We start from the raw sequence: 22,181 nt of genomic DNA, 5'->3' as shown, positions 1-22,181 counted from the left end.
GAGCAGGCTCGCTCCCACAGGTTTTGTGTACGCCACAAATCTCCTGTGGGAGCGAGCCTGCTCGCGATGGGGCCGCGTGACTTATACGAATCCTCCCCGTTGATACAAATCAAGATGCCCCGCCGCGCCCTCCCCTAGACTCGCCACACTGCCAGCCTATCCGGGGGAATGCCCGCATGCTCGACGCCATTCGTTGGGACACTGATCTGATCCGCCGCTACGACCTGGCGGGGCCGCGCTACACCTCGTATCCGACGGCCGTGCAATTCAACAGCCAGGTCGGCACCTTCGACCTGTTCCACGCCCTGCGCGACAGCCGCAAGGCGTTGCGCCCCTTGTCGCTGTATGTGCACGTGCCGTTCTGCGCGAACATTTGCTACTACTGCGCCTGCAACAAGGTCATCACCAAGGATCGCGGGCGAGCGCAGCCGTATCTGCAACGGCTGGAGCAGGAAATCCAGTTGATCGCCTGCCACCTGGAACCGGCGCAGAAAGTCGAGCAACTGCACTTCGGCGGCGGCACCCCGACCTTTCTCAGCCACGACGACCTGCGGCAGTTGATGGCGCACCTGCGCAAACACTTCAATCTGCTGGATGACGATTCCGGCGACTACGGCATCGAGATCGACCCACGCGAGGCCGACTGGTCGACCATGGGTCTGTTGCGCGAACTCGGCTTCAACCGGGTCAGCATCGGCCTGCAAGACCTCGACCCGGCGGTGCAGCGGGCGGTCAATCGCCTGCAAAGCCTGGAAGAAACCCGCGCGGTGATCGACGCCGCGCGCACCCTGCAATTTCGCTCGATCAACATCGACCTGATCTACGGCCTGCCGAAGCAGACCCCGGAGAACTTTGCGCGCACCGTCGAGGAAGTCATCAGCCTGCAACCGGACCGGCTATCGGTGTTCAACTATGCACACCTGCCGGAGCGCTTCATGCCGCAGCGGCGGATCAACAGCCACGAGCTGCCGAGCCCTGCGCAGAAACTCGAAATGCTTCAGCGCACCATCGAACAACTGACTGCCGCCGGCTACCGTTACATCGGCATGGATCACTTCGCCCTGCCCGACGATGAGCTGGCGATTGCCCAGGAAGAGCAGACCCTGCAGCGCAACTTTCAGGGCTACACCACCCACGGTCATTGCGACCTGATTGGTCTTGGGGTGTCGGCGATCAGCCAGATCGGCGACCTCTACTGCCAGAACAACAGCGATCTGAACCAGTACCAGAACACCCTCGCCGCCGCGCAACTGGCAACCAGCCGTGGCCTGGTGTGCAATGCCGACGATCGCCTGCGCCGCGCGGTGATCCAGCAACTGATCTGCAATTTCAGCCTGGAATTCGCCGAAATCGAGCAGGCGTTCAACATCGATTTTCAGGGTTACTTCGGCGCGCTGTGGCCGCAACTGCAAGGCATGGCCAACGATGGGCTGATCAATCTGGAACGCGAGCGGATCGAAGTGTTGCCGGCCGGGCGTCTGCTGGTGCGTTCGGTGTGCATGGTGTTCGACGCGTATCTGGAACAGCAGAACCGCCAGCGCTTCTCGCGGGTGATCTAGTTTTTCGTCAGCAGTGAGCCGAGTTTGAGGTTCTGCTCGGAGGTGAGGCCGGACTGATCCATGACTTTGGACAGGGCCAGATTGGCGCTGATCAGCCCGGTATTCAGGGCGGCGATGGCACCGCGCAGCGCGGCGAGCATATTGACCTTGGCTTCGTTGGTCAGTGTTCTGTCGGACATGACGGCCGCCATCCGGGCTTTCTTCTCGGCGATCTCTTTTTGCAGTTTGCGGATCATCTTCAGCAACTGCTGGACGTTCTCGGGCAAGCCGCTGTCTTCGATGTCGCTGTTCTCACCACCGACGCTGAAGGATTTTTCGATGGAGGCGCCGGACAGCGACACTTTGACGCCCTCGACCAAGGTCGGGGTTGCCAACGGCGCAGAGGCGGCATTCTGCTCGCTGTCGGTGTCTGTCCTGGCGATGCTCGGCACAGACGCAACGCCGCTGTTACCGGGGTTCAGCGTGTCAATGGCGGCCATCGAGCGGTTCCTTGCATGCGTGTTGATACCTGTTTATCGGCCACTTGCCCTGCGGCTTTACGCCCGTGGGACAAACTCGCCGCAGACTGGCCTGAATGTCCTCCCGTGGGTTACCCTTACGGCTTATGTGTGTTTTCCCACAAGGATTTAAGAAATGTCCGAGCCAGTCAAACTGCGCGCTCACAACCAGGCCCATTGCAAGGATTGCAGCCTGGCTCCTCTCTGCCTGCCACTTTCTCTGAATCTGGAAGACATGGATGCGCTGGACGAAATCGTTAAACGTGGCCGCCCGTTGAAAAAGGGTGAGTTCCTGTTCCGTCAGGGCGACACCTTCGATTCCGTCTATGCAGTACGCTCCGGCGCCCTGAAGACCTTCAGCCTGAGCGACAGCGGCGAAGAACAACTGACCGGTTTCCACTTGCCGAGCGAACTGGTTGGTCTGTCCGGCATGGACACCGAGAAACACCCGGTGTCGGCCCAGGCCCTGGAGACCACCTCGGTCTGTGAAATTCCTTTCGAACGCCTTGATGAACTGGCCCTGCAACTGCCGCAGCTGCGCCGTCAGTTGATGCGGGTGATGAGCCGCGAGATCCGTGACGACCAGCAGATGATGCTGCTGTTGTCGAAAAAAACCGCCGACGAGCGCATCGCCACGTTCCTGGTCAATCTGTCGGCCCGCTTCCGTGCTCGCGGGTTCTCGGCCAACCAGTTCCGCCTGAGCATGTCGCGCAATGAGATCGGCAATTACCTGGGCCTGGCGGTGGAAACCGTGTCACGGGTGTTCACCCGCTTCCAGCAGAACGAACTGATCGCCGCCGAGGGCAAAGAGATCCACATCCTCGACCCGATCCAGCTCTGCGCCCTGGCCGGCGGCTCGCTCGAAGGCTGATCTCGATCCGCGGTTGAGCGAAGCGTTTCAGCCGCGGGTATACTGCGCCGTTTGCAGCCCTGCCAGGACACCTCGACGATGGTCTTCGACTCCTTCGACATCAAATCCCTGATCCGCCCCGTGATCGACTTCCCGAAACCGGGCGTGATCTTTCGCGACATCACCCCGCTGTTCCAGTCGCCCAAGGCCCTGCGCCTGGTGATGGACAGCTTCGCCCACCGTTATGTGGAAGCCGATTTCACCCACATCGGCGCGATGGATGCGCGCGGTTTCCTGATCGGTTCGGTGTTGGCCTACCAGCTGAACAAGCCGCTGGTGCTGTTCCGCAAGCAAGGCAAACTGCCCGCGGACGTGCTGGCCGAAGGTTACGCAACCGAGTACGGCGAAGCGTTCCTCGAAGTCCACGCCGACAGCCTGTGCGAAGGCGATTCGGTGGTGATGTTCGATGACCTGATCGCCACCGGTGGCACGCTGATCGCAGCCGCCAACCTGATCCGCCGCATGGGCGCGCGGGTGCATGAGGCGGCGGCGATTATCGATCTGCCGGAGTTGGGTGGGTCGCAGCGTCTGGAAGATATGGGCATCCCTACCTTCTGCCTGACGCAGTTTGCCCTGACTGATAAGTAAGTAGCGCCTGTCAGACCGCTTTCGCGAGCAGGCTCGCTCCCACATTTGGAATGCATTCTCCTGTGGGAGCGAGCCTGCTCGCGAAGGGGCCGGCCGCCTCAACGCAGAACCTAAAGCCCCATCTGCTTGCTGATAATCTCGTTCATCACCTCCCGCGTCCCGCCGCCAATCGACAGAATGCGGTTATCCCGATACAGCCGCTCCACCAGGCTTTCGCGCATGTAACCCAGGCCGCCAAGAATCTGCACTGCCTCGGTGGTAATCCGGTCCGAGGTGTCCGTGGCGACGTTCTTGGCCATGGAAATCTCCTTGATCACGCTCTGCCCCGCCGCCATTTTCGCCGCCTGGCGGTAGGTGAACTCGCGCGATACTTCCAGCGCCGTGGCCATCTCGGCCAGCCGGTGCTTGATCACCTGAAACTTGCCGATGGGTTTGCCGAACGCCTCACGCTCACGCGCCCACTTCAGCGCCTCTTCGAGCGCGAGCTGCGAGGTCATGTTGGCCATCAGCGCCAGCGCCAGCCGTTCACTCTGGAAATTGCCCATGATGCAGGCGAAACCCATGTTCTCGGCGCCGACCAGATTGCCCACAGGCACCCTGCAATCGTCGAAGAACAGCTCAGCGGTGTCCGAGGCCCACCAGCCCATTTTCTTTAGCTGGCGGCCTACCGTGAAGCCTGGGGTGCCCTTCTCGATCAACAGCAGGCTGATGCCACCGAAACCCGGCGCTCCGGTGCGCACCGCGACAGTGTAGAAATCGGCACGCACGCCGCTGGTGATGAAGGTTTTGCTACCGCTGACCCGGTAGAACTCGCCGTCACGCACGGCGCGGGTCTGCAGGTTGGCGACGTCGGATCCGCCGCCGGGTTCGGTAATCGCCAACGCGCTGATCTTCTCGCCGCTGAGCACTTGCGGCACGACGCGGTCGCGCACCTCGGGCCGGGCCCATTTGACGATCGGTGGCAGGCCGATATCCAGCGAACCGAGGCCCGCGACCAGCCCACCGGAGCCGCAGCGCATCAGTTCTTCGCTGGCGGCAACCTTGGCGAACACATCACCTTCGTGGCTGCCGCCCAGCACTTCGGGATAACCGATACCGAGAATCCCCGCCGCCCCGGCCTTCAGGTACAGCTCACGGGGAAAGCTTTCGGCTTCTTCCCACGCATCGATGTCCGGCAGGACCTCGCGCTCGACGAAACGTCTGACGCTGTCGCGAACCATTTGGTGGCTGGGGTCGAAGTATTCCTGGAAGGCAGGCATCGGCGAACTCCATCGAAGGGTTGGCCGACGTTAACCGAGCGCTTGCTTGGTTTTCAATATGTTTGTGTGTATCAGTCAGACCGAGGTGCGCCATTCGCGAGCAAGCCCGCTCCCACAGGAGAATGCATTCCAATGTGGGAGCGGGCTTGCTCGCGAAGGCGCCAGTCAAAGCACCGCTGAACTCAGAGGGAAATCGGTTTACGCCCGGCGAACGAATGCGCCAGCGTTCCGCCATCCACCAACTCCAGCTCCCCACCCAGCGGCACGCCATGGGCAATCCGCGAAGCGATCAGGCCCTTGTTGCTGAGCAGTTGGGCGATGTAATGCGCGGTCGCCTCACCTTCCACCGTCGGGTTGGTGGCGAGGATGACTTCAGTAAAGCTGCCCGCCTCTTCAATACGCGCCATCAACTGCGGAATACCGATGGCCTCCGGCCCCAGGCCGTCGAGCGGCGACAGGTGGCCCTTGAGCACGAAGTAGCGCCCACGGAAACCGGTCTGCTCCACCGCGTACACGTCCATCGGCCCTTCCACCACGCACAGCAGCGTGTCGTCGCGGCGCGTGTCGGCGCATTGCGGGCACAGATCGTCTTCGGTCAGCGTGCGGCACTGACGGCAGTGACCCACCCCTTCCATGGCCTGGCTCAGGGCCTGAGCCAGTCGCGTGCCACCGCTGCGGTCACGTTCGAGCAACTGCAACGCCATGCGCTGGGCGGTTTTCTGACCCACGCCCGGCAAAGTGCGCAGGGCGTCGATCAGTTGGCGAATCAAAGGGCTGAAGCTCATGGGTAAAAAGTCCGACAAAACAACGAGACGCGGTTTATACCCGCGCCTCTGGCCAGCGTCAAATGCTCAGTCCTGGGCAACCTTCACCACCAGTTTGCCGAAGTTGCGTCCCTCCAGCAGACCGATGAACGCCTCGGGTGCCTGCTCCAGACCTTCCACCACGTCTTCGCGGAATTTGACCTTGCCGTCGCGCACCCACGGCACCATATGGCTGATGAACTCCGGCTGGCGGTCGCCGTAGTCATCAAACACGATAAAGCCCTGAATCCGCACACGCTTGGTCAGCAACGTACGCTGCAGCATCGGCAGACGATCCGGGCCTTGCGGCACCTCAGTGGCGTTGTAACCGGCAATCAGCCCGCACAGTGGAATGCGCGCCTTGGGATTGAGCAGCGGCACCACCGCATCGAACACATGCCCGCCGACGTTCTCGTAATAGATGTCGATGCCATTCGGGCAAGCCTTGGCCAGTTGTTCGGCAAAGTCCGGCGCCTTGTGATCGATGCAGGCATCAAACCCCAGTTCCTCGACCACGTATTTGCATTTGTCGGCTCCACCGGCCACACCCACGGCGCGCAGGCCCTTGATCTTCGCCACCTGACCGACCACTGAACCGACCGCACCCGAAGCCGCAGCGACCACCAGGGTTTCGCCTTCTTTCGGTTGACCGATGTCGATCAGCCCCATGTACGCGGTCATCCCCGGCATGCCCAGTACACCGAGCGCCATCGACGGGCTCGGCAGACCGGACGGAATCGGCATGATGTTACGCCCGTCGCTGATGCTGTGGCTTTGCCAGCCGGTGAGGCCGACCACCAGATCGCCCTGGTGGAATTTCGGATGACGGGAATCCTCGACACGGCTGACAGCGCCACCGGTCATCACTTCGCCGATTTGTACCGGCGCGGCGTAGGACGGTGCATCGCTCATGCGCCCGCGCATGTACGGGTCCAGCGACAGGTACAGGGTTTTCAGCAGCACCTGGCCGTCTTCGAGATCCGGCAACGCTTCGCGCTCCAGACGGAAGTTTTCCGGGGTTGGCGCACCGACCGGGCGTGAAGCGAGGACGAAGCGTTGGTTGAGGGTCAGAGGGTCGGACATGTCAGCGTCTCCTGTGAATGGGGAATTCGGGGGTATAGGGAGCAGACCTTTGTGGCATTGGGGCGTTCGATGTTTATTCAGTTGTACCGAGGTGAGTTCATTCGCGAGCAGGCTCGCTCCCACAGGGAAATGCATTCCAAATGTGGGAGCGAGCCTGCTCGCGAAGGCGGCATCAAAGACACCGCACCTCCTGGAGGCATAAACAAAAATGCCAGGCGCGATGCCTGGCATTTTGTGTAGCTCATCCAACCCGCAAAGGCGAATCAGAATGGCAGTTTCATACCTGCTGGCAGGTTCATGCCGGCGGTCATGCTGCCCATTTTTTCCTGGCTGTTGGCTTCGATCTTGCGCACGGCGTCGTTGACGGCGGCAGCGACCACGGCTTCGAGCATTTCCTTATCGTCTTCGCTCAGACCTTCAACCAGGCTTGGGTCGATGCTGACGCTTTTCACGTCGTGACGACCGGTCATTACCACGGTGACCATATCGCCACCGGCCTTGCCGGTGACTTCGGCGTTGGCCAGTTCTTCCTGCATCTTGGCCATTTTTTCCTGCATCTGCTGTGCCTGCTTCATCAGGCCGGCCATGCCACCTTTCATCATGGGAATCACCTCAAAAGTACTTGGATCAAAACAGCGCCCGGCGCATAACGCCGAACGCCCTCAGTTATTAGCCTTGGGCGACCAAGGCATCGACAGGTTCAATAGTATCGTGTCGCACCACTGCACCGAACTGCTGGACCATCTGCTGGATGAACGGATCCCCGTGGATCGATTCCTCCGCCTCGCGCTGACGGTTGGCCCGGCGACGGGACGCGGCCTGCGCCGGGGTTTCCTGCTCGGGCTTGATCAGTTCGATGGTCAGGCTCAGCGTGCGACCGTGGAACTGGTTCAACGCATCGTTCAGGCGCCGCTGCTGCGTGGCGTTGAACAGCGCGCTGTGCGCCGGGTCCAGGTGCATCAGCCAGTGGTCGCCATCGACCGCGATCAGCGTGCAGTTGGCGGCAATGCTGCCGGTCATGCCGGAGATCGGCAGTTGCGGGAACAGCTCCAGCCATTGCAACGCCAGACCGGTGGCCGGCGCGGCCGCAGGCTCCGGCTCGGGTTCCGGGGCTGGCTCGGCGGTGTGTTCGCTGGCCAGATCGTCGAGGTAGCTGTAGGCCGAATCCATGTCCGGCTCGATGTAGTCTTCGTCCAACGGCGGCTCATCGTCGAGATCCATGCCCGGTGTGGCGGCATCGACTTCGGCGACCGACGGCTCGGGAATCGGCGCGGCGGCCCATTCCGGCGCATCCGGTACCACGCTGTCCGGGGTCGGCAGCGGCATCGGCGGCAACTCGGGCTGCTCGCTGGCGGTTTCCAGTACCGGCTCGACGGCTGGTTGCTGCACTGGCTCGGGTTCCGGCTCGGGTTCGACCGGGTCGTTCCACGGCAGGTCGACCACCGCTTCGGCGGCGACTGGCTCTGGTTCCGGTTCTGGCGCATGGGCCACCACAGGCGCTGGCTCTGGAGCCGGCGTTGGTGCTGGAGCAACAACCGGTGCAGGCGCAACAGCCGCAGCGACTACCGGCGCAGGCTTGGGCGCGGCAGCCACTGAATTTGCGGAATCAACTGTGGCCTGGCTGATCCCCACTGGCTTTAGCGGTTGCCTCGGGGCGTCCGCCGTATCCGCCGGCCGGAAGGCCAGCATCCGCAGCAGGACCATTTCGAAACCACCACGGGGATCCGGCGCCAGCGGCAAGTCGCGGCGACCGATCAGGCCCATCTGGTAATAGAACTGCACGTCTTCGGCTGGCAGCGCCTGAGCCAATGCCAATACGCGGTCACGGTCGCCATGACCGTTGTCGACACCTTCAGGCAAGGCCTGGGCGATGGCGACGCGGTGCAGCACGTTGAGAATTTCCGAGAGCACGCCGCTCCAGTCCGGGCCTTGCTCGGCCAGGTGGCGCACGGCTTCGAGCAACGCCTTGGCGTCACCTTCGATCAGCGCGTGCAGCACGTCGAAGACCTGGCCGTGATCCAGCGTGCCGAGCATCGCTCGCACATCGGCGGCCAATACCTTGCCTTCACCGAAGGCGATGGCCTGGTCGGTCAGGCTCATGGCGTCACGCATCGAGCCGTCAGCGGCGCGGCCCAGCAACCACAGCGCGTCGTCTTCAAACGGCACGTTTTCGGCGCCGAGCACGTGGGTCAGATGCTCGACCACGCGCTCGGGCGTCATGTTCTTCAGCGAGAACTGCAGGCAACGCGACAAAATCGTTGCCGGAAGTTTCTGCGGATCCGTCGTCGCCAGGATGAACTTGACGTACGGCGGCGGCTCTTCGAGGGTTTTCAGCAGCGCATTGAAGGAATGGCTGGAGAGCATGTGCACTTCGTCGATCAGGTAGACCTTGAAGCGCCCACGGCTCGGCGCGTACTGCACGTTGTCGAGCAGCTCGCGGGTGTCTTCGACCTTGGTCCGGCTCGCGGCGTCGATCTCGATCAGGTCGACGAAGCGGCCTTCGTCGATCTCGCGGCACACCGAACACTCGCCGCAAGGGCTGGAAGTGATACCTGTCTCACAGTTCAGGCATTTGGCAATGATCCGCGCAATGGTGGTCTTACCGACCCCGCGGGTACCGGTGAACAGGTACGCGTGGTGCAGCCGCTGGCTGTCCAAGGCATTGATCAGAGCCTTGAGCACATGGGTCTGGCCGACCATTTCGCGGAACGAGCGCGGACGCCATTTACGTGCAAGAACCTGATAACTCATCGAAAACCGTCGCAACGAAGGAAGCTGAAGCGGCTAATGCTAGCGGAGCAAGGGCAAAATTGCATCCGGTGTGCTCGTCTAATCTGGCTAAGCTGCTGTTGGCGGGGAAATTTCGCTCGTGATCGGGACTCATCGGAGCATTTATGCGTTGGGCCTTGGAAGCTTTGTTGGGGATCAGTCTGAGCGTGAGCGCGGCCGAACCGCCGCTGCGCTTCGTCGTGGCCGACAGCTGGGCGATGCCGATGGTGCAGATCGACCACGGCCGCCCGACCCAGGGCATCCTCCACGACATCATGCTCAGCCTTGCGACGCAGGTCGGTGTGCCGGCCGAATTCCACGTCCTGCCGCGCGCCCGGGTGCAGAACGCCATGGAGCACGGTGAAGTCGACGTGCGCTGCTATGCCGCACAATCGTGGCTGCCGAATCAGTCCGGGGACTATATCTGGAGCCTTCCGCTGCTGTTCCAGCGCGATTTGCTGATCAGCCGCGACGCTCAGCCGCCCCGCGTCGACCCTGCCGACCTGCCCCGCCAATCGATCGGCACCGTGCTCGGCTATACCTATCCGACCCTGCAACCGCTGTTCGACGCCGATCGCCTGCAACGCGAGGACGCGCGTAATCAGGAACAAGTGCTGGAAAAACTCCTGGCCGGCCGCTACCGCTATGCGGTGAGCAATCAATGGACACTCGACTGGTTCAATCAGCGCCTGCTGCCCGGGCAGCAACTGCACGGCGTCGCGGTGCTGCAGGAGCAGCATGTGGGCTGCTACGTGAGGAATGACCCTCAGGTGCCGGTGCAGCGGATCTTGCGCACGTTGTTGCGGATGAAAATGTCGGGGGAGATTGATGACATCATCCGGTTGTATACCGGGTCCACTGAAGCCACCCCATAACCCATTGTGGGAGCGGGCTTGCTCGCGAAGGCGGTGTGTCAGTCATCTGATTCGTTAACTGGCACACCGCCTTCGCGAGCAAGCCCGCTCCCACAGGGGGACATTTCCGACAGAGAATTATTCAGTAGCCGTGCGACTCACGGAACTTCTGGTAGTCGTGAAACTCGATCCACTCGACCACGTCGTACGGCAGATAAAGCTGCTGCCGGGCGCGGGAGATGGCGATGTATACGGCGCAGATCCGCTGATCGAACGCGTAGGCGTCCTTGAACTGCACGTTGGTCAGCAGCTCGGGCGTCAGCAGAACGCGGTCGAACTCCATGCCGCCCGCCTCTTGCGCCAGCATCAGCAGGCAGCTTTTGCCGGGGCCGCCGATCATCCGGTTGAGCCGGGTCAGGTCAGCGACCTTGAAGCCCTTCTCCAGCTCGGCCTCGACCCACAGAAACGCCTCGTCGAACTGGTTGGCATCGCGCACCTGCTGCCACTTCGGCAGATCGCTGAAATAGCGATGCGGGCCCTTCTCGCTGTGCGTGGAACTGTAGTAATCCACCCTGAACAACTCGATGGCGCTGGTCATGAAGTGCTCGAGGTCGCGCTGCGCTGTCATGTCGGCAAAGCTGAACAGGCAATTGGCATCGTGCAGCTGCATGGCCCACTTCATGGTGTCCCAAGGGGAGGCCGTCAGCACCACGCAACCTTCCGGCGGGACAAAGCCCTGCGGATAAAACTCGATGCCGACGTCAGCTTCACGCGCGCCTTCGAACGGCACCTTGCTCTTTTCCGAGTGCCGGGAAATCAGCGGATTGACCAGACGCTCGACGTTACGACCCGAGCGTACCGAGTAGGTGATATCGCTCTGGCGCACCTCACGCTTTCTCTTCACCAGATCACGCTCGGCGTGCTGGTACTCATCGCCCAGCGTGATCAGCACCTGTCGGCCACGCTCGATAATCTGCAGCAGCGAAGCGGGAATGTCCTGACTCTCGTCGATCAGCACGTGGGTATAACGCGGCGGCACCACGCAGCCCGCAAGGCTTGCACGCTTGATCAGCAACAAGGCTTCAAAGCCGCTCTGCCGGCCCCACGCCGGGTTGGCCTCAAGGTAAGTCCAGACGCGGCTCGAATACTCCAGCAACACTTTGGACTCAAGGCCGGACAAGGACAGTTTGAAATACGGCAGATGATGCGCCGACAGGCTGTAGTCCCGGGAGTGGCAATAGCGCTCGAGGGTTTCCAGGCAGACGTTCAGGGTGCGTTGCGCGTCATGCTCGCGAAAGCCGAGGATGTTCAGCTCCTGCGCCAGACTCTGTTTACTCGCGACTCGGCTCGCGGCGCCTGCCGGCTGTGGCTTGCGCCCATAAATCAGCCCGCGCGCGAACGCCTCAAAGGTGATGCCTGGCTTGCGTTCACTGGCAACGCCCATGCGCTGGCACAGGGTCGCGAGTTTTTCCGGGGTGCGTGCCAGCAACAGGGTTTTCCCGGGGTCCAGGCACTCGGTCAAGGCACCGACCAGGTGGCTCTTGCCGATCCCGGCATAGCCTTGCACGTGCAGGTCTTCATCGAGGTTGGCGCGGAAGGTTCTGACCAGTTTGTCCTGCGCGGCGCTGAGCCAGCGCTCGCGGTGCGCGGGGCTGATCATCTGCTGGCTGAACGGATTGTTGATCGCGTGGTGGCGCGTCTTGAACTCGTCATCCCACTTGCCATCGGGCAGCAGGTAATCCTGCGCCGACACCTCTTCGGCCAACAGCAATCGCAGGTTCAATCCCCTGATGGCGTTCAGGCCGAAGTACAACTGGCGCGGGTCGAACAGCCGTTGCGCCTCGGACAGCAGCCCTGCCCCGCCATCGACCGCCCAGGCGATCAGGCGCGCCAGCACCTTCTCCGCCGCTGCGGCGGTGAGATCCTTTTCGGTGGCCTGAGCCAGATTCTGGATGACCAGCACGGCGGCCAGCTGCGCATCCGTCAACTCGCCGAGGGTTTTTGCGCCATCGGGCTGCAACAGGCTGGCGCAGGTCTCATCCGTCACGGGCAAGTACACGGCGGTGGATAAATCGTGATGTTCCGGGTGCATACAACCTCGTAGCCAGGGCGCGAACTTGTCAACGACGCGCGCAGCAAGACGGTGGAGTATGCCACTGTTCAACCTTGGTGACTGAACAGGCATCGGGGGGCAGCCTTCGCGAGCCTCGCTCCCACAGGGGCTGGCGTGAAAGCCCAAATCGCGGGCATAAAAAAACCGCAGTGGGCGAAACCCATGCAGTTCTGTTGAAGCGTTCTTCGTTCGTTAAGGTGGTAACCCCACCAGCCACACCCCGGCACACAATGTTCCCGCTGTGGCTGCTGCCTTCCGGCTCTGACCAGGTTCACGGGTAATCGTTGCGGGGGGACCGATGGGGTCACCATAACGACACTCACCTGTCGGCGAGCCGCGCCATTGTACCTATCTGAAGCGAAGTTACAACCGTTGGTTTCAGATTAAAAATATGAAGGGCTTCAAGCACTTGCTATTGCGCCTGCAACACCTCGTCCGCCTTGCCGCCCGCCTGCTGGATCACCAGATGGATGAAGTGCAACTTGGCAATCGCCGCCGCCGGCAGCACGAACGGGTAGAAATCCGGCTGGCCCATACTGCGTGACAGCTCGTTGAGCATGCCCGCCAGTTCGATCCACGCATTGACGAACGACAGGAACGCCGCGCCGCCGGGGTGCTCCGGGTCGTACAGCGTGCTGGACGGGAACGGCTGGTAGTCGAAGTCCATTTCCCGCGCGCTCATGCCGAAACCCAGCGCGGTATCCACCGCATCCATCATGTGCAGGTAATGCGCCCAGGTTTCGGCCCAATCTTCCCATGGGTGCATGGTCGCGTAGGCGCTGACGTAGTGTTGCGGCCAGTCCAGCGGTGCGCCTTGCTGGTAGTGACGGTCGAGCGCTTCGGCGTAACTGGCGCGCTCGTCGCCGAACAGGTTGCGGAAAGGTTCAAGCCACGGCCCATTGGCGATCAGACGATCCCAATAATAATGCCCGACCTCATGCCGGAAATGCCCGAGCAGCGTGCGATAGGGTTCATGCATTGCCGCCCGCACCTGCTCGCGATGGGCGTCGTCGGCTTCTTTGATATCGAGGGTGATCAGACCGTTGGCGTGGCCGGTCATTGGCGCGTTGCCTTCGAGGTCGACGCCGATGAAGTCGAAGGCCAGACCGGTGGCCTCATCCACGGTTTTCGGGATGACCGGCAGGCCGAGGGTGATCAGTTGCGCCACCAGCCGGCGCTTGGCGATTTCGACTTTGCGCCAGCGTTCGGGGTTTTCCGGCACTGAGAGGTCGGGGATGGTGCGGTTGAGGCTGCAGGCGATGCACAGGCTGTCGTGGCCGTTATCCGGCAGCAGCCAGTTGCACGCGGCGGGCGTGTCGAGGTTGGCGCAGCGACGAAACAATCCGGCGTCGGGATCGGCATCGAGTGTCCAACTGCCGTCCTGCGGGCCGGGCTGCAACGAGGTCAGGCGACTTTCTTCAGGCTGATAGCCCAACATGGCGCTGCAAGCCAGACACTGACTGTTGCGAAAGAACAACGACTGGCCGCAGCGGCACGGCCAGATTTTGCTGTTGCGTGAAGATTCGCCCATGAACGGCGCGACAATGCGAGAACTGAGCTGCTCGAAAAAGCGGTACATGGCGATCTCTCCCTGGGGCTTGCCAAGACTAGATCATTGCCGAGCCGACATCGTTCCGAATACTCCACGGCTATTGGCCGATACCACCCTTGTGGTGAGGGGATTTAGCGAAACGTCGCACCGCCCCGATGGGTTGCGAAGCAGCCCCAGAACCCTACCACTCAGTTGAATCAGACAAACTGTGTGCTCAGGCTTTACGACTGCTGCGCAGCCGGTCGGGGATAAATCCCCTCACTACAGGTTTGAGCCCTATCAGGCAGAAATGCCATGGGTTTTGAGGAACGCGATAAACGCCTCTTCATCCATCACCTTCACCCCCAGCTCATTGGCCTTGGTCAGCTTCGAGCCAGCACCCGGCCCTGCAACCACGCAATGAGTTTTCGCCGATACCGAGCCGGCGACCTTGGCGCCGAGGCTCTCCAGGTGTTCTTTGGCCACATCGCGGCTCATCAACTCGACCTTGCCGGTCAGCACCCAGGTTTCGCCGGACAGCGGCAGGCCCTCAACGACTTTCTTCTCGCTCAGCCAGTGCATGCCGAAATCCCGCAGCTGTTTCTCGGCGGCCTCGGCGATCTGCCGATGCTCGGGCACAGCAAAAAACTCGCGCACCGAATTGGCCTGCTTCTCCGGCAGCGCCTGACGCATGTCCAGCCAGTCGGCATTCATCACCGCCTCCAGCGAACCGAACCTGTCCGCCAGTTTCTGCGCGCCGCCCGGGCCGACAAAGGGAATGTGCAGCTTGTCGAGCAGACCACCGAGGGTGGTGCTGGCGGCAAATTCGGCGCCGAGTTCACCCTGATCCTGAATCTGCAGGCCATGCCCCAACAACTCGGTGATCACCTGCTGGTTGTGTGCATCCTCGAAGAAGCTGTGAATCTCGTGGGCCACTTCCAGGCCGATGTCCGGCAGGTAGGTCAGCACTTGCGGCAACGCCTGCTGCACGCGCTCCAGCGAACCGAGCGAGCGCGCCAACACCTTGGCCGTCTCCTCGCCGACATCGGGAATGCCCAGCGCATAAATGAACCGTGCCAGCCCCGGTTGCTTGCTGTCTTCAATCGCCGCCAACAGCTTGTTGCTGGAGACCTCGGCGAAGCCTTCCAGATCGACAATGTCGTCGAACTTCAGCGCATACAGATCGGCCGGCGAACTGACCAGACCTTCGTCGACCAGTTGCTCGACGCTCTTGTCGCCAAGGCCTTCAATGTCCATCGCCCGGCGCGAGACGAAGTGAATGATCGCCTGCTTCAGTTGCGCGCCACAGGCCAGACGGCCAACGCAGCGGTACACCGCGCCTTCGCTGATGGTTTCCTTACCTTTGCTGCGCTTGACCAGTTGCGTGCGCTCGACATGGGAGCCGCAGACCGGGCAATTCTCTGGAATCGCTACAGGACGGGCATTCTCCGGGCGACGTTCGGTGACCACTTGCACCACCTGCGGGATCACGTCACCGGCGCGACGGATGATCACCGTGTCACCGATCATCAGGCCCAGGCGCGCCACTTCATCCATGTTGTGCAGGGTGGCGTTGGCGACGGTGACGCCGGCGACCTTGACCGGTTTCAGTCGTGCCACCGGAGTGACGGCGCCGGTACGGCCGACCTGGAATTCCACGTCGAGCAGTTCGGTGAGCTCTTCCATGGCCGGGAATTTGTGCGCAATCGCCCAGCGCGGTTCGCGGGCACGGAAGCCCAGCTCACGCTGATCGGCGATGCTGTTGACCTTGAACACCACGCCGTCGATTTCATAAGTCAGCGAGTTACGTCGCTCACCCATGTCGCGGTAGTAATCCAGGCACTCGCCGATGCCTTTGGCCAGCTTCAGCTCGTGGCTGATCGGCATGCCCCACTTCTGCAATTGCTTGAGGTTGCCGATATGGGTGTCGGAAATATCGTGGGAGACCTGACCGATACCGTAGCAGCAGAATTCCAGCGGGCGGTTGGCGGTGATCTTCGAATCCAGCTGACGCAGGCTGCCGGCAGCGGCGTTGCGCGGGTTGGCGAAGGTCTTGCCGCCGACTTCCAGTTGCGAGGCGTTGAGGCGCTCGAAACCGGCCTTGGACATGAACACTTCCCCACGCACTTCCAGAGTCGCCGGCCAGCCTGTGCCATGCAGCTTCAACGGAATGTTGCGCACGGTGCGCACGTTGACGCTGATGTCCTCACCGGTGGTGCCATCGCCACGGGTGGCGCCGCGCACCAGCACGCCGTCCTGATACAGCAGGCTGACCGCCAGGCCATCGAGTTTCGGCTCGCAGCTGTATTCCACCGCCGCACCGCCACCGAACAGATCGCCGGCCGGCAGATCCAGACCCTCGGTCACCCGACGGTCGAACTCGCGCATGTCGTTTTCTTCGAAGGCGTTGCCGAGGCTGAGCATCGGTACTTCGTGACGCACCTGGGTGAACGCGGTCAGCGCTACACTGCCGACACGCTGGGTAGGCGAGTCACTGGTGATCAATTCCGGATTGGCCGCTTCCAGCGCCTTGAGCTCGTGGAACAACCGGTCGTACTCGGCGTCCGGAATGCTCGGCTCGTCGAGGACGTGGTAACGGTAGTTGTGCTGATCGAGTTCAGCGCGCAGCTCTAGAATGCGGTTTTTGGCGGCGGTCATGGGTGTTCTCTCATAAAGCAAAAGAGCAGCCGAGGCTGCTCAATCTATTTTGCCGATTGCCTCATTATCGCGAGGCAACCTTTCAATCAACGCTTCTGGGTCAGGGCGCGGCGTTCGAATTCGACGATGCGCTGACGGTAATGCTCGATGGTTTGCGCGGTCAGCACGCTGCGCTGGTCGTCTTTCAGCTCGCCGTTCAGCTCTTGGGACAGCTTGCGCGCTGCCGCCACCATCACGTCGAAGGCCTGCTTCGGATGACGCGGGCCTGGCAGGCCGAGGAAGAAGCTCACCGCCGGGGTGCTGAAATGGTCGATGTCGTCCAGATCGAAGATACCCGGCTTGACCGCATTGGCCATGGAGAACAGCACTTCACCGTTGCCGGCCATGCTTTCGTGGCGGTGGAAAATATCCATCTCGCCAAAACGTAGACCGCTTTCCAGGATGTTCTGCAACAGCGCCGGGCCTTTGAAGCCGGCGGCGTCGCGGCAGATCACGCTGATCACCAGGACTTCTTCGGCTTGCGGCTGATCCTTGTCGGCCACGGCTGGCGCAGGCTTGCTGTCGTCGACGAAGTCATCATCACGGCTGCTGAAGCTCGGGCCGCCGTCCAGATCCAGATCGAGGTTCAGGTCGCCCTGGGCCGGACCATTGCTGCCGCGCTTGCCACGTTTCGAAGCGGATTCGCGAGGCTCGCGTGCTTCGCGGGCCGGCATGCTCACCGACGGCAGATCGTGTTCGTCCAGTTGCGGCTCTTTGTGCGTATCCAGTACGCGGGCCGGGCCCAACAGCTCGGCGCTGGTGTCCTCGTCCGGCAGGTTGGACAGACTTCGGTCAAGACGGAATTTCAGTTTTCCCTTGCCGCCGCGCATACGGCGCCAGCCATCGAAAAGAATACCGGCTATCACAATGATGCCGATGACGATCAGCCACTCGCGCAGACCGATTTCCATGTAATCCCGTGCCTCTATAAAAAATGCTGAAAAATAAGGGGTTTACATTGTGCAAACCGCTTTAAAACGTGGCGCCAACTCTATGTTCTGACAGGCGTTTTGCCCACGTATACGAAAAATTGACATTAAACTAGCACGACCAAAGACAACTTTACACCGTCTGTCACATTGGCTTGCGCGAATATGTCGATTGGCCAGCAAGTCGAAGTCGGTAAAAAAGTCCTACAGACTACTCATACCCTTCCGACACCACGCTGACTCAGGCGTCCACCATCGCCATCGCCTCCTCGACATCCACTGCAACCAGTCGCGAACAACCCGGCTCGTGCATCGTCACGCCCATCAGTTGATCGGCCATTTCCATGGCGATCTTGTTGTGGGTGATATAGATGAACTGCACGGTCTGCGACATTTCTTTAACCAATCGTGCGTAGCGTCCAACGTTAGCGTCATCCAGTGGCGCGTCAACTTCATCGAGCATGCAGAACGGCGCCGGATTCAATTTGAAGATCGCAAAAACCAGTGCCAGTGCGGTCAGGGCTTTTTCCCCGCCAGAGAGCAAATGGATGGTGCTGTTCTTCTTTCCTGGCGGCCGCGCCATGATCGTCACCCCTGTATCGAGTAGATCTTCGCCCGTCAGTTCCAAATACGCGCTGCCACCACCGAAAACTTTCGGGAAAAGCGCCTGTAAACCGCCATTGATCTGATCAAAGGTATCTTTGAAGCGGTTACGGGTTTCCTTGTCGATCTTGCGAATGACGTTTTCCAGGGTCTCCAGTGCTTCGACCAGATCGGCGTCCTGCGCATCCAGATAACGTTTACGCTCGGATTGTTGCGTGTATTCGTCGATGGCCGCGAGGTTGATCGCACCCAGGCGCTGAATCCGCGCATTGATCCGTTCGAGTTCTTCTTCGGCGGCGCGTTCACTGGCCTCGGGGGTCAACGTCGCGAGCACGCCATTGAGATCGTAGCCGTCTTCGAGCAATTGATCCTGCAACGCCTTGCGCCGCACGGTCAGCGCTTGCCATTCCATGCGCTGTTGTTCGAGCTGGCCACGGATCAGTTGCGATTGCTGCTCGGCCTGGGTGCGGCGCTTTTCCGCCTCGCGCAGTTCGCGGTCGGCGTCTTCCAGCGCAATCTGCGCAGTCTTCAGTTCTTCGTCGACGGTCATGCGTTTGTCGAGCAGCTCTTCGAGTTTCAGGCGCAGCTCTTCCAGCGGTGCCTCGCCCTCCTCCAGATTCAGACTCAACTGCTCACGTTTTTCGGTCAGGCGCTCGGCCTGCATCTCCAGACGTTCCAACGCCTGACGCGTGGAATCGTGCTGCGCGCGCAACGAGCCGAGACGCACCGCCAGTTGATGGGCGTGATCCTTGTGCTGACGGGCTTCCTGGCGCACGCGATCAAGGCGTTCGCGCAGGCTGTCACGCTGAGCCAGCAGCAATTCGCGCTGCTCGGTATCCAGCGCCATGGCGTCGAGCGCTTCCTGCAATTGCATGCGCGCTTCGCCGATCTGTTCGTGTTCCAGTTCGCGCTGCTCGCCGAGTTCGATCAGCTCCTCATCGAGTCGGGTGCGGCGCAGCGTCAGCTGTTCGGCCTTGGCTTTGCCGGCGGACAGTTGAGCCTTCAATTCACCCTGAGAACGGGCTTCGTCCTGCAGCAAACGACGCAAATGCTCACGACCGTTTTCCTGCTGCCGCTGTTGCGCCCGCAGGGTTTGCAGACGGGTTTCCATGGCTTCGACCGTGGCTTCGCGCTCTTCGCGTTCGACCTGCAGCGTCTCGATTTCCTGGCCACGGGCGAGCATGCCGCTCTCGGCCTCACTGGCGCGACGCACCCGCAGGAAGTGTCGGCCAACCCAGTAACCGTCGCGACTGATCAGGCTCTGCCCGGCACTCAACTGGCCGCGCAGGGCCAACGCCTGTTCAAGGCTGTCGACCGGTTTGACCTGGCCGAGCCACGGCGACAGATCGATCTGTGCCTCGACCTTGTCCAGCAGACTGCCCGCTACCCGCACACCATCGCTGGCGGGGCTGAGCAGGCGCAGATCACCTTGAGTGAACCCGGACAGATCGAAGCCGCTGAAATCGTCGACCAGCACCGCTTGCAGATCGGCGCCGAGCACGGTTTCCACCGCCAGCTCCCAACCAGCCTCGACCTTCAAGCCTTCGGCGAGACGCGGCCGTTCGGCGAGGTGGTGTTCCTTCAGCCATTCGGCGGTGCCGGTGCCCGGGTCGAGCGCGGCTTGCTGCAAGGCTTCCAGCGACGCCAGTCGCCCGTTGAGGCGCTGCAAATCGCCTTGCGCCTGCTGCTGCGCGGTCAGTGCCTGCTGCAATTCCTGACGCAGTTGTTCAAGTTTTTCGACCTGCGCTTCTTCGCTGGTCTGCAAATCTTCGAGGGTCGCTTCGGATTCGGCGAGCTGCTCGTTGAGCGCCATGATCGCCGCGTCTTCCGGGTCGGCGGAAAGCAGATCGCGCTCTTCGGCGAGACGCTTTTGCCGATCGGCCAGACGCTCCATGCTGGTTTCCAGCTGCTGGATCCGCGACTGCTGCACTTCGGCCTGACGCCGGGGTTCGGCGGCGGTAAGGTTGAAGGTGTCCCACTGCTCCTGCCAGCCGTGCATGACGCTTTCGGAATCTTCCAGCGCAGCGGCGGCTTCTTCGGCGGCGGCGCTGGTGACTTCCTGCTCGGGAATGAGCATGTCCAGCTCTTCGCCAAGGGTCAGCAGCAGCGTGCGGTCGTGGCCCAAGTGCGATTCGGTTTCCAGACGCGCGCGCTCGGCTTCTTTCAGATCGTCCTGCAACTGGCGCAAGCGCTGCTGGCCGTGCTGGATGCTCTGCTCGACCCGGGCAATGTCGCCGCCGACCGAATAGAAGCGCCCCTGCACCAGATTGAAGCGCTCGGACAGTTCATGGTGCCCGTCGCGCAGCCGCTCGATGGCCGCATCGGCATTGCGCTGCTCGGCGACCAGCGCTTCGAAACTGACTTCCTGGGTGCCGATGATCGACTCGCGCTGGCCGACCTGATCGTTCAGATCCTGCCAGCGCAGGGCCGACAGTTGCGCCTTGAGCTGGCGCTCTTCGCTCTTGTATTCCTGATACTTCTTGGCGGACTCGGCCTGCCGGTGCAAACGTTCGAGCTGACGCTCAAGCTCTTCACGCAGGTCGGTCAGACGCGCAAGGTTTTCGTGGGTGCGGCGGATGCGGTTTTCGGTTTCGCGCCGACGCTCCTTGTACTTGGAGATGCCTGCCGCTTCTTCGATGAAGTTGCGCAGGTCTTCCGGTTTGGCTTCGATCAGCTTGGAGATCATCCCCTGCTCGATGATCGAGTAGCTGCGCGGGCCGAGGCCGGTGCCGAGGAAGATGTCGGTAATGTCGCGACGACGGCACTTGGCGCCGTTGAGGAAATAGCTGTTCTGGCTGTCGCGGGTGACTTTGCGGCGAATGGAGATCTCGGCGTAAGCCGCGTACTCGCCGACCAGGGTGCCGTCGGAGTTGTCGAACACCAGTTCGATGCTCGCCTGGCTCACCGGTTTGCGGCTGGTCGAGCCGTTGAAGATGACGTCGGTCATCGACTCGCCACGCAGGTTCTTCGCCGAACTCTCGCCCATCACCCAGCGTACGGCGTCGATGATGTTCGACTTGCCGCAACCGTTCGGCCCGACGACCGCCGCCATGTTACTGGGGAAGTTCACCGTGGTCGGGTCGACGAAGGACTTGAACCCCGCCAGTTTGATGCACTTCAGCCGCACGCTCAGGCAACCGTCAGGGCGGAGACCACCAGATCGCAGCTGCGCTGGGCGTAAGCCGTCAGCACGATGCGGATCTGCGGCAAATCACGGGCGAGCACAGCGGCCAGCAGGCGTTCGAACAGTTCGAGGAACTCGCTCATTTCGGCCTTGCGCTGTTCGAGGGCGAGGAAATACGCACGGCTCATGGCCGGCTGCAGGTTCTCGACGGTCTCTTGCAGGTACGGGTTGTTGGCAAACGGGTACGCAGCGCGCATCACGGCGAAGCTGTCGTCGACGAAAGTGCGGATGTCCTGACGCTCGTAGCTGGCGGTCAGGCGCTGCTGGATCTGCACGAACGGCGCCATGTCGGCCTGGGTCTGCCAGCCATTGGCGACCGCATTGCCGAGCAGGATGTACAGCTCGCTCATCAGCGTGCACAGGCTCTGCACCTTGTGCGCGGTGAGTTCGGTGACATGGGCGCCACGTCGCGGCAGGATCGCGATCAGGTGGCGGCGTTCGAGGATCAGCAGGGCTTCGCGGACCGATCCGCGGCTGACATTGAGGGCCAGCGTGACCTTCTGTTCCTGAATGCGCTCTCCCGGCTTCATTTCGCCGCGAATGATGCGTTCGGCGAGGTGGTGAGCGATTTGCTCGGCGAGGCTGTCCGGCGCCTTGAACGTCATGGTTGTCCTTCAAACTCTTCGATCTGCACAAGCGGCGCAGTGTAGCGCAAATGCAGGTGCATGGCGGAGTGCCCGCACGGCGCTTTTTGGCACGATTCAAGCAAAAAAGCAGTGGATCCACTCAGGGTCAATACTCAATAGAGCACAGGTTAATCGACAAAACCGCTTTTCCTGACCTTTAAGTCAGAAAACCATTG

Annotated in this window: 16 protein-coding genes and 1 other RNA gene; 4 read left to right on the top strand and 13 right to left on the bottom strand. The window is 61.6% G+C overall.

Annotated elements, in window-relative coordinates; all coding sequences use genetic code 11:
* Nucleotides 1–176 precede the first annotated feature (176 nt).
* Entirely contained in the window at nucleotides 177–1,559 is a 1,383-nt protein-coding gene (gene hemN, locus ACM6I7_RS00320) for an oxygen-independent coproporphyrinogen III oxidase (protein ID WP_414887738.1), read from the top strand.
* Here hemN and ACM6I7_RS00315 read toward each other — a convergent pair.
* On the bottom strand, nucleotides 1,556–2,038 hold the full coding sequence (locus ACM6I7_RS00315; RefSeq protein WP_027613260.1) for a hypothetical protein: 483 nt from the start codon (nucleotides 2,036–2,038) through the stop codon (nucleotides 1,556–1,558). The genes hemN and ACM6I7_RS00315 overlap by 4 nt on opposite strands.
* Nucleotides 2,039–2,192: 154 nt before the next feature.
* On the opposite strand from ACM6I7_RS00315, the gene fnr reads away from it, so the two are divergent.
* Both fnr and ACM6I7_RS00305 read left to right on the top strand, forming a co-directional pair.
* Nucleotides 2,193–2,927, top strand: coding sequence for a fumarate/nitrate reduction transcriptional regulator Fnr (gene fnr, locus ACM6I7_RS00310; protein WP_003223347.1), 735 nt, complete (start codon nucleotides 2,193–2,195; stop codon nucleotides 2,925–2,927).
* Between the two features lie 78 nt (nucleotides 2,928–3,005).
* The gene (locus tag ACM6I7_RS00305; RefSeq protein WP_003223345.1) at nucleotides 3,006–3,554 is read left to right on the top strand and encodes an adenine phosphoribosyltransferase; all 549 of its coding nucleotides are present in this window, start codon (nucleotides 3,006–3,008) and stop codon (nucleotides 3,552–3,554) included.
* Between the two features lie 110 nt (nucleotides 3,555–3,664).
* Here the strand turns inward: ACM6I7_RS00305 and ACM6I7_RS00300 are convergent, their stop codons facing one another.
* The 5 genes from ACM6I7_RS00300 to dnaX all read right to left on the bottom strand — a co-directional run bounded on the left by ACM6I7_RS00300 (nucleotide 3,665) and on the right by dnaX (nucleotide 9,450).
* Nucleotides 3,665–4,813 carry an acyl-CoA dehydrogenase family protein gene (locus ACM6I7_RS00300; protein ID WP_336841178.1) on the bottom strand — a complete coding sequence of 383 codons (1,149 nt, stop codon included), beginning with the start codon at nucleotides 4,811–4,813 and terminating at the stop codon, nucleotides 3,665–3,667.
* Between the two features lie 182 nt (nucleotides 4,814–4,995).
* The gene (recR, locus tag ACM6I7_RS00295) at nucleotides 4,996–5,598 is read right to left on the bottom strand and encodes a recombination mediator RecR (protein WP_027613263.1); all 603 of its coding nucleotides are present in this window, start codon (nucleotides 5,596–5,598) and stop codon (nucleotides 4,996–4,998) included.
* Between the two features lie 66 nt (nucleotides 5,599–5,664).
* The gene (locus ACM6I7_RS00290; protein WP_041067808.1) at nucleotides 5,665–6,699 is read right to left on the bottom strand and encodes an NADP-dependent oxidoreductase; all 1,035 of its coding nucleotides are present in this window, start codon (nucleotides 6,697–6,699) and stop codon (nucleotides 5,665–5,667) included.
* Between the two features lie 263 nt (nucleotides 6,700–6,962).
* Complete coding sequence (locus tag ACM6I7_RS00285) at nucleotides 6,963–7,301, bottom strand: YbaB/EbfC family nucleoid-associated protein (RefSeq protein ID WP_003223337.1); 339 nt, start codon at nucleotides 7,299–7,301, stop codon at nucleotides 6,963–6,965.
* Nucleotides 7,302–7,368: 67 nt separating this feature from the next.
* Complete coding sequence (gene dnaX / locus ACM6I7_RS00280; protein WP_414887737.1) at nucleotides 7,369–9,450, bottom strand: DNA polymerase III subunit gamma/tau; 2,082 nt, start codon at nucleotides 9,448–9,450, stop codon at nucleotides 7,369–7,371.
* A 143-nt stretch (nucleotides 9,451–9,593) separates the two neighbouring features.
* On the opposite strand from dnaX, the gene ACM6I7_RS00275 reads away from it, so the two are divergent.
* Nucleotides 9,594–10,343, top strand: coding sequence for a substrate-binding periplasmic protein (locus ACM6I7_RS00275; protein ID WP_414887736.1), 750 nt, complete (start codon nucleotides 9,594–9,596; stop codon nucleotides 10,341–10,343).
* Between the two features lie 121 nt (nucleotides 10,344–10,464).
* On the opposite strand, the gene ACM6I7_RS00270 is transcribed toward ACM6I7_RS00275, so the two are convergent.
* The 7 genes from ACM6I7_RS00270 to ACM6I7_RS00240 form a co-directional block, all read right to left on the bottom strand.
* Nucleotides 10,465–12,414 (bottom strand): hypothetical protein, encoded by a 1,950-nt coding sequence (locus ACM6I7_RS00270; protein WP_414887735.1) that lies wholly within the window; start codon nucleotides 12,412–12,414, stop codon nucleotides 10,465–10,467.
* A gap of 225 nt (nucleotides 12,415–12,639) precedes the next feature.
* Nucleotides 12,640–12,736, bottom strand: an RNA gene (ffs, locus tag ACM6I7_RS00265) — signal recognition particle sRNA small type.
* Between the two features lie 111 nt (nucleotides 12,737–12,847).
* Nucleotides 12,848–14,014, bottom strand: a complete 1,167-nt coding sequence (locus ACM6I7_RS00260) for a putative zinc-binding metallopeptidase (protein WP_027613268.1) — start codon at nucleotides 14,012–14,014, stop codon at nucleotides 12,848–12,850.
* A 252-nt stretch (nucleotides 14,015–14,266) separates the two neighbouring features.
* Nucleotides 14,267–16,624: an NAD-dependent DNA ligase LigA gene (gene ligA, locus ACM6I7_RS00255; RefSeq protein ID WP_414887734.1), complete on the bottom strand. Its 2,358-nt coding sequence runs from the start codon at nucleotides 16,622–16,624 to the stop codon at nucleotides 14,267–14,269.
* A gap of 86 nt (nucleotides 16,625–16,710) precedes the next feature.
* Nucleotides 16,711–17,574, bottom strand: coding sequence for a cell division protein ZipA (gene zipA / locus ACM6I7_RS00250; protein WP_096797077.1), 864 nt, complete (start codon nucleotides 17,572–17,574; stop codon nucleotides 16,711–16,713).
* 259 nt (nucleotides 17,575–17,833) lie between these two features.
* On the bottom strand, nucleotides 17,834–21,322 hold the full coding sequence (gene smc, locus ACM6I7_RS00245; RefSeq protein WP_414887733.1) for a chromosome segregation protein SMC: 3,489 nt from the start codon (nucleotides 21,320–21,322) through the stop codon (nucleotides 17,834–17,836).
* Between the two features lie 2 nt (nucleotides 21,323–21,324).
* Nucleotides 21,325–21,984 (bottom strand): GntR family transcriptional regulator, encoded by a 660-nt coding sequence (locus ACM6I7_RS00240; protein WP_007961062.1) that lies wholly within the window; start codon nucleotides 21,982–21,984, stop codon nucleotides 21,325–21,327.
* Nucleotides 21,985–22,181: the final 197 nt, after the last annotated feature.

The organism is Pseudomonas sp. IT-93MI4, assembly GCF_949767635.1.
GTDB lineage: Bacteria > Pseudomonadota > Gammaproteobacteria > Pseudomonadales > Pseudomonadaceae > Aquipseudomonas > Aquipseudomonas putida_A.
The sequence above is the reverse complement of the archived record's forward strand: the minus strand, read 5'-3'. Positions and strand labels throughout refer to the sequence as shown.

Bases quoted from the DNA above. Each gene is read 5' to 3' on its own strand.
- hemN (WP_414887738.1), top strand. From the start codon at position 177: ATGCTCGACGCCATTCGTTGGGACACTGATCTGATCCGCCGCTACGAC.
- ACM6I7_RS00315 (WP_027613260.1), bottom strand. From the start codon at position 2,038: ATGGCCGCCATTGACACGCTGAACCCCGGTAACAGCGGCGTTGCGTCT.
- fnr (WP_003223347.1), top strand. From the start codon at position 2,193: ATGTCCGAGCCAGTCAAACTGCGCGCTCACAACCAGGCCCATTGCAAG.
- ACM6I7_RS00305 (WP_003223345.1), top strand. From the start codon at position 3,006: ATGGTCTTCGACTCCTTCGACATCAAATCCCTGATCCGCCCCGTGATC.
- ACM6I7_RS00300 (WP_336841178.1), bottom strand. From the start codon at position 4,813: ATGCCTGCCTTCCAGGAATACTTCGACCCCAGCCACCAAATGGTTCGC.
- recR (WP_027613263.1), bottom strand. From the start codon at position 5,598: ATGAGCTTCAGCCCTTTGATTCGCCAACTGATCGACGCCCTGCGCACT.
- ACM6I7_RS00290 (WP_041067808.1), bottom strand. From the start codon at position 6,699: ATGTCCGACCCTCTGACCCTCAACCAACGCTTCGTCCTCGCTTCACGC.
- ACM6I7_RS00285 (WP_003223337.1), bottom strand. From the start codon at position 7,301: ATGATGAAAGGTGGCATGGCCGGCCTGATGAAGCAGGCACAGCAGATG.
- dnaX (WP_414887737.1), bottom strand. From the start codon at position 9,450: ATGAGTTATCAGGTTCTTGCACGTAAATGGCGTCCGCGCTCGTTCCGC.
- ACM6I7_RS00275 (WP_414887736.1), top strand. From the start codon at position 9,594: ATGCGTTGGGCCTTGGAAGCTTTGTTGGGGATCAGTCTGAGCGTGAGC.
- ACM6I7_RS00270 (WP_414887735.1), bottom strand. From the start codon at position 12,414: ATGCACCCGGAACATCACGATTTATCCACCGCCGTGTACTTGCCCGTG.
- ACM6I7_RS00260 (WP_027613268.1), bottom strand. From the start codon at position 14,014: ATGTACCGCTTTTTCGAGCAGCTCAGTTCTCGCATTGTCGCGCCGTTC.
- ligA (WP_414887734.1), bottom strand. From the start codon at position 16,624: ATGACCGCCGCCAAAAACCGCATTCTAGAGCTGCGCGCTGAACTCGAT.
- zipA (WP_096797077.1), bottom strand. From the start codon at position 17,574: ATGGAAATCGGTCTGCGCGAGTGGCTGATCGTCATCGGCATCATTGTG.
- ACM6I7_RS00240 (WP_007961062.1), bottom strand. From the start codon at position 21,984: ATGACGTTCAAGGCGCCGGACAGCCTCGCCGAGCAAATCGCTCACCAC.